The organism is Streptococcus caprae (genome assembly GCF_042649745.1).
GTDB classification, from domain to species: domain Bacteria; phylum Bacillota; class Bacilli; order Lactobacillales; family Streptococcaceae; genus Streptococcus; species Streptococcus caprae.
The window spans coordinates 1-7,574 of record NZ_JBHRZV010000053.1 but is presented as its reverse complement, the minus strand read 5'-3'; the positions used below and the strand labels follow the sequence as shown (position 1 = coordinate 7,574).

4 protein-coding genes and 1 pseudogene are annotated in these 7,574 nt (G+C 41.0%); all 5 read left to right on the top strand.

Annotated elements, in window-relative coordinates:
- The first annotated feature begins 80 nt into the window (after positions 1–80).
- The 5 genes and pseudogenes from eutM to ACFORF_RS10480 all read left to right on the top strand — a co-directional run bounded on the left by eutM (position 81) and on the right by ACFORF_RS10480 (position 7,315).
- On the top strand, positions 81–353 hold the full coding sequence (gene eutM / locus ACFORF_RS10500) for an ethanolamine utilization microcompartment protein EutM (protein ID WP_354366140.1): 273 nt from the start codon (positions 81–83) through the stop codon (positions 351–353).
- A 104-nt stretch (positions 354–457) separates the two neighbouring features.
- On the top strand, positions 458–4,087 hold the full coding sequence (gene nifJ, locus ACFORF_RS10495; protein ID WP_380428000.1) for a pyruvate:ferredoxin (flavodoxin) oxidoreductase: 3,630 nt from the start codon (positions 458–460) through the stop codon (positions 4,085–4,087).
- 143 nt (positions 4,088–4,230) lie between these two features.
- Positions 4,231–5,106 (top strand): MerR family transcriptional regulator, encoded by an 876-nt coding sequence (locus ACFORF_RS10490; protein ID WP_380427998.1) that lies wholly within the window; start codon positions 4,231–4,233, stop codon positions 5,104–5,106.
- Positions 5,107–5,316: 210 nt separating this feature from the next.
- Positions 5,317–6,577, top strand: a pseudogene (locus tag ACFORF_RS10485) (transposase).
- Positions 6,578–6,625: 48 nt separating this feature from the next.
- Positions 6,626–7,315 (top strand): YjjG family noncanonical pyrimidine nucleotidase, encoded by a 690-nt coding sequence (locus ACFORF_RS10480; protein ID WP_380427996.1) that lies wholly within the window; start codon positions 6,626–6,628, stop codon positions 7,313–7,315.
- Positions 7,316–7,574: the final 259 nt, after the last annotated feature.

Sequence of the window (7,574 nt, the reverse complement as noted above, 5' to 3'; positions counted from 1 at the left end):
TATCTGTCCACGTTATTCCACGTCCGCACACAGAAGTTGAAACAATTTTGGCAAAATAAGAGAATAGGAAGGTAACTATTATGCAATCAGAAGCATTAGGAATGATTGAAACAAAAGGATTGATTGGCTCCATTGAGGCGGCCGATGCCATGGTCAAGGCAGCCAATGTGACCTTGATTGGAAAAGAACATATTGGCGGAGGTCTTGTCACTGTGATGGTTCGCGGAGATGTCGGTGCTGTTAAGGCCGCTACTGATGCTGGTGCCGCTGCAGCGCAACGCGTTGGCGAGTTGGTATCTGTCCACGTTATTCCACGCCCGCATACCGAAGTGGAAACCATTTTACCTAAGTAAATGGAATACAAGGTCAAAGCTGCAGAAGCGCCCATCCGGATGAGAGGGTGGGTGCTTTAAACTAAGAACGATAGGAATCTAGTAGAAAGGGATAAGGGAAAGTAATGCCATATCAAACAATCATGGATGGAAATACTGCAGCAGCTCATACAGCTTACGCTTTTAGCGAAGTTGTAGGTCTTTATCCTATTACCCCAAGTTCTACAATGGGAGAGACTGTCGATGTGTGGCAAACCCAGGGACGAAAAAACCTCTTTGGTCATTCGTTAAGACTTATAGAGATGCAATCAGAGGCTGGAGTTGCTGGCTTCATCCACGGTTCCTTGAAAACAGGGGGGTTAGCAACTACTTTTACCTCGTCTCAAGGTTTGTTACTCATGCTTCCCAATATGTACAAGATTGCTGGAGAATTATTACCAACAGTCTTTCACGTGGCGGCCCGTTCTGTATCGACCAATGCTCTAAGTATCTATGGTGATCATAGTGATGTCATGGCTGTTCGCCAATCAGGCTTTGCGATTTTAGCAGAGAGTTCCGTTCAGGAAGTTATGGATTTGTCTGCGGTGGCACATTTGGCTAGTTTAGAGACTAGTCTACCGTTTTTAAGTTTTTTTGATGGTTTTCGTACTAGCCATGAACTTCAAAAAATAATGGCCTTGGATGATCAGGACTTGCAAAATCTCATTAATCATGAAGCTTTAGATACCTTTCGATCACGCGCCATGAGTCCAAATCATCCAACTGTTTCAGGGACCAATCAAGGACCCGATATTTTCTTCCAGCAAAGGGAAACGGTCAATCGGAACTATCAAGTAACTCCTTATGTTGTTCGGAAATATATGGAGAAGATTAATCAGATCCAGGGAACCAGCTATGATTTGGTCAATTATTATGGTCACCCAGAAGCTGAAGAAGTGATTGTAGCTATGGGGTCTGTGTCCCAGACTGTTGAACAGACGGTTGACTATCTCAATGAAAATGGTAGAAAAGTTGGTTTTCTACAGATTCATCTCTACCGTCCTTTCCCAATGGAGAGAATGCTTGAGGTTATTCCTAAAACAGTGAAAGCTCTTGCAGTTTTGGATAGAACTAAGGAGCCGGGTTCTATCGGTGAACCTCTCTTGTTGGATGTGCAAGCCGTGTTTTATGATAGCCAGTTGAGACCTAAAATCATAGGAGGACGTTATGGTATTGGTTCAAAAGATACTAGCCCTGAACACATTGTGGCAGTCTTTGATGAATTATTAAAACCGAATCCTAGAAAGCATTTTACAATTGGAATAGAAGATGACTGGACAAATCTTTCTTTAAAAAGAGGACCAAAACTTGATTTAACTCCACAAGATACCTATCAAGTAAAATTATGGGGTCTTGGTGGTGACGGAATGATTAGTGCCAGCAAATCTATTATTAATCTGATTGGGAAACATACTGATAATCAGGTTCAAGGGTATTTTTATCATGACTCTCGTAAACAAAGAGGATTAACCATTTCTCAGCTTCGCTTTGGCAATAAACCGATAAAGTCAAGTTATGCTGTCCAAGAAGTAGATTTTGTAGTAGTCTCTACACCAGCGTATTTAAGGCAATATGAGTTAACCAAAGGATTGAAACAAGGTGGTGTTTTTCTACTTAATACTCCGGATAAAGCTGAAGGCGTTTGCCGAAAATTACCTAAAGAACTGAAAAAATATCTGGCTGAAAACCACATCCAATTTTATATTATAGATGCCTCTCAGCTTGCTCAAGAGTTGGATATCTTTCCACGGACTAGTATTTGTCTAGAAACAGCATTCTTTGAAATTTTGAAGATTTTACCAGAAAGTGAGCACCTGCTTGAGACTGAAATACAAACGATTTATAATCAAAAATTTCCAGAAAAAACGGTGAAGTACTTAGAGGCGATTCGTCGCGCAAAGGATTCGCTCCAAGAGATTATAGTGCCTGAAGAGTGGAAGGAAATTCGAATCTCAGAGAGAGTAATTGAAAAGAATTTGAGCCAATTCTCCTGTCAGATTCAACTTCCAATGAATCGCTTGGAAGGAGATAATCTCTCCGTAGCTACATTAGTTAGCAATGGTATGATAGCTGGTGATATCCCTTTGGGGTTAGCTCCTCAAGAAAAGCGTAATATTGCCTGGGAGATCCCTAAATGGAACGCTAATCATTGTGTTCAATGCAACCAGTGTTCCTTTGTCTGCCCCCATGCGGCCATTCGCCCCTTTTTAGCCGAATCTGATGAACTTCAGGTAGCTCCTGAAGGATATCGTGTCATGGATTTCAAGGGAAAAGACGGTTTATTCTACCGCATCCAAGTCTCGGTAGAAAATTGTACCGGATGTGGGTTATGCGTCAGTGCCTGTCCTAAAGCAGGTCAAGCGCTAAAAATGACTCCGATCAACCAGGAAGATCAGGAGACTATTAGCCAAGAAGTTGTTAATTGGGCTTTTTCGCAAACACTTCGGGTGAAAGAAAATCCAGCAAAACCTGGAACCTTAGCTCACACTCAATTTGAACAGCCCCTTTTGGAATTTTCTGGTGCTTGTGCAGGTTGTGGTGAGACTCCCTATGTCAAACTGTTAACCCAGCTCTTCGGAGACCGTATGATCATTGCTAATGCAACCGGCTGTTCATCTATTTGGGGAGCCATGGCTCCAACAACCCCTTATAGTAAGAATTGTCATGGTCAAGGACCAGCGTGGAGCAATTCATTATTGGAAGATTCTGCAGAATTTGGCTATGGTATGGTGGTTGCCAATGAAGCGCGTAGAGAGGCCTTACTGCCCCTCGTGGAGGAAGCCTTGTCTATTGCTCATTTTGATTTGCAGCAGTTACTGAAGGATTGGATGCTTCATATAAATGAGGGGAAAGGTTCAAGGGCTCGTTCAACCAAACTTAGTGCCCTGTTATTTGAAGTTAAGGATCAGCATCCTATTTTTCAAACACTCTATGATCATCGAAATCTATTTGTAAAGCCATGCCAGTGGATTATTGGTGGTGATGGCTGGGCTTATGATATCGGTTATGGTGGTTTGGACCATGTCATTGCAAGTGGTGCAGATGTCAATATATTGGTTTTAGATAACGAAGTTTATTCTAATACAGGAGGCCATCTTTCTAAAGGGACGCCAACTTCTGCCATTGCAAAATTTTCTGCTGCTGGAAATGCTAGTTCTAAAAAAGATCTTGGAATGATGGCTATGACATATGGGAATGTCTATGTTGCTCAAGTTGCCAGCGGAGCCAATCCTATTCAGGTGATAAAAGCATTTGAAGAAGCAGAAAACTATCCAGGTCCATCTATAGTGATTGCCTATGTCCCTTGTATTACCCACGGTTTACAAGGGGGGATGAGAGAAACCTTGACTGAAGCCAAAGAGGCTGTTGAATCAGGCTATTGGTCTTTATATCGCTACAATCCTCGCTTGAATGAACAAGGGAAGAATCCGATGACCTTAGATTTTAAGCGTCCCGATTTTGATAAAATGATTGATTTTATGTTGAAACAAGAACGCTTTTCGACCTTGCAACAAGTCAATCCGAGCGAGGCAGAAAAACTGTTAGAACAAACCGTCAACCAAGCTAAGAGACGGTTCAGAAATTATGCCAATCTATCGGGTGATTTGGATAAGATCAAACAGTTTGTTGATAAGAAACATAGCAAGCCAATAAAACCAACTAAAGACTATTCTAGCGATTCATTTCAAAAAATTTTAGACCAGTTGGAATTTTAAGGTCTCAGGTAAGGGTTACTAAGGTTAAGAAACTATGAGTAAGTGATCACGAAAGTGTTTTACTAGTCATGGAAATGTTTTCAGCATTGTTGTATAATTAGATGGTTAGTGGACAGTAAAAAATACAATAGAAAGAGGGACATATGGTAGAAGAAGATCTATTTGCTATTGGGAAAGCGGCAAATATGAGTGGAGTTTCTACAAAGACATTACGCTATTATGAGAGTCTTGGCCTTATATCGCCGAAGCATATTTCCGAGGAAACCAATTATCGCTATTATGATAAGTCAACCTTGCTTTTGATTCCTATGATTAAGTACTACCAACAACTAGGACTCAGTTTGAAACGCATTAAGGAATTAATTCTTTTCAATGGATGTTCTAATCATTACCAATATTTACAACAGAGAAGAGATGAATTAGAAGCGGAGCGTGAACAGTTACTGGTTTCTATTACCTCCATTGATGATTGGCTACAACTCATTATCGAGGGAGAAATCTGTCTTCAAAATTATCTAACCAATCATTCTAACTCTAATATAAATGTGAAATATTATCAGGAGAAGACATCTTACTACCATATCAAACAACCTTATAAGTACTGTCACAAGGAATCCATTATCAACTTAGAATGGACTAAATTTCTTGAGGATAAGAAGTTGGAGGTGTCAGGGCCTGTTATTCTAAAATATGACTCTTACAAGAAAAAGATGGCAGGAGAAATCCAGACTTCTACTATCTTGCAGCATGTTTTGCCAGAGTCTACAGATTATGGGAAATTTGGTGGTTTCATGGCCTTAAGTTGCTACCATATTGGTTCTCTAGACCATACAACAGAAACTTACCAAAAAATGGAAAAATTTGCTCAAGAGAATCAATATGAACTAAGAGAGGAATGCTTTGAACGCCATGTCATCGATTACTGGGTAACTGAAAATGAAGATGAATTTGTAACTGAGATCATTATGCCAGTTATGACAAAAGATGAATTAGGGATGAGCTCTATAAAAAGGAAGTAGTAAAGAAATTAACTATAGAGAATAGGCAGTTATTTGAAGAAATTTAAAAAATAATCAGCATCCTGACCTGTGGATGCTGATTATTTTTGGGCTCTATAAGACTGTAGTGGGTAACTCCACTGAGGAGATTATAGGGCTTTTTGAGTGTACAAAAAAGTCCCATATGACCTATAATGAAAAGCGATAAAACAACTCATTAGAAAGACTCATATGGAACAGTTCAATTTTATCACAAACCTACTCGGAATAAAAGACCCTAATATCTCGATTTCAAACTATATCGATGCTGGAAGTCGCAAGGAAGTCATCGCTAAGCTGGACTACCCTGCCCCAAAATGCCAACATTGTCAAGAACAGATGACCAAGTACGACTTCCAGAAACCATCCAAAATACCTTATTTGGAGTGCGCTGGCTATAAAACCCTGATTCGTCTAAGTAAGCGTCGCTTCCGCTGTCAAGGGTGCGGAAAAATAGCGGTCGCTGAGACCTCTTTGGTCAAGAAAAACCACCAAATACCCGTCATTCTGAATCAGAAAATCGCCCAAAAACTGATTGAGAAGGTAGCGATGACAGCCATCGCTGAAAGCTTAGCCGTATCAACCTCAACGGTTATCCGAAAACTAAAGGAGTTCCAATTTAAGACAGACTTGAACTTGCTACCAACTAACATGAGTTGGGACGAGTACGGTTTCAAGAAAGGCAAAATGAGCTTCATTGCGCAGGATTTCGATTCGTTCAAAATCATCACAATGGACATGTTCAGCCCTTACTACGACATCGCTAAAAAACTGTTTCCGAATGCCAAAATCGTCCTTGATCGTTTCCACCCCTCGCTTTCGAATTTCTTAGCTCGAGGCTAAAATAGTCCACTGGACTATTTTACTCCAACACATGAGCTGTGCCATGAACAGACTACGCGTCCAAATCATGAACCAGTTTGACCGGAAGTCCCCTGAGTATCGGGCACTCAAGCGCTATTGGAAACTGATTCAGCAGGATAGTCGAAAGCTCAGCGATAAACGCTTCTATCGCCCAATTTTTCGCATGCACTTGACTAATCAGGAGATTGTCGCTAAGCTACTCAGCTATTCTCAAGAATTGAAAGAGCACTACGAGCTCTATCAACTCTTGCTGTTTCACTTCCAAGAAAAGCAAGCTGACCAGTTTTTTGGACTCATTGAGCAGACACTTTCCAGCGTCAACCCTATCTTTCAGACAGTTTTCAACACTTTTCTGAATGATAAGGATAAGATTGTCAACGCTTTGGAACTACCCTACTCAAACGCTAAATTAGAAGCTACAAACAACCTCATCAAGGTTATTAAGCGTAATGCTTTTGGCTTTCGGAACTTTGAAAACTTTAAAACTCGCATTTTCATTGCCATAAACATCAAACGAGAGAAGACAAAACTTGTCCCTCTCGGTGTTAAATTGGTCAACCCACTACAGTTGACAATGAGCCTGAATTGATTATACCTCCCTAAAGTTGATTACCCCTTAGAAAGGAAAAAATGAGAATTGGATTGTAAGTTTCTTCTCTTCGACCTAGACCATACCTTGCTGGGTTTTGATGCGGCAGAAGAAGTAGCTCTCCAGCAGCTCTTTGAGCCGTATCATGTCACAAATATAGCGGCTTATAAGGTTGCTTATCGCAGGATTAACAGTCAGCTTTGGAGGGATTTGGAAGCTGGCAAGATTAGCAAAAAAGAACTGGTAGACACAAGGTTCTCACGGACATTTGCCCAGTTTAATCAGTTCGTTGATGGCCAGGAGCTAGCTCAGGCCTATCAGCAGCACCTCAGCCAGCAAGGCCAGATTTATCAGGGAGCAGACCAGCTTCAGACCAGCCTTGTTGCGCGTGGTTATCGGCTTTTTGCTGCAACCAACGGCATCGCTGCCATCCAGAAAGGGCGGCTCCAAGCTTCAGGGTTGTTTTCTTACTTTGAGCAGGTTTTTATCTCAGAAGAGATGGGAACCGCTAAGCCTGCCCTTGCCTTTTTTGAAAAAATAGCAGAGCAGATCGAGGATTTTCAGCACGAGGAAGCCCTTATGATTGGAGACTCTTTGACCGCTGATATCCAGGGTGGTAACAATGCAGGCATAGACGCGGTCTGGTACAACCCTGACAACACAGTCAACGACAGCAAGGCCAAACCAACTTATGTTGTGGAGAACTATCAAGAATTGCTTAGCCTCCTATTAGGTTGAGATATCTGGAAATTACAGAGAAGAACAGAACAGTAAAAATGATTTTAAATTTAGTGATGCAATATTGCTAACAATGGTTGTAAATCTTTAAATATTTGGTATCAAAGAAGGTATTTTTCTAAAATGATTATTAGGAGGTTTGGACGTATGTTCGACCTTTTTAGGCTCTTTGTCAACTGTAGTGGGTTGACCAATTTAACACCGAGAGAGGACAGGACTTGTCTTCTCTCGTTTTATGTTTATGGCAATGAAAATACGA

Excerpts from the sequence above, each read along its gene's own strand:
- eutM (WP_354366140.1), top strand. The coding sequence starts at position 81 with ATGCAATCAGAAGCATTAGGAATGATTGAAACAAAAGGATTGATTGGC.
- nifJ (WP_380428000.1), top strand. The coding sequence starts at position 458 with ATGCCATATCAAACAATCATGGATGGAAATACTGCAGCAGCTCATACA.
- ACFORF_RS10490 (WP_380427998.1), top strand. The coding sequence starts at position 4,231 with ATGGTAGAAGAAGATCTATTTGCTATTGGGAAAGCGGCAAATATGAGT.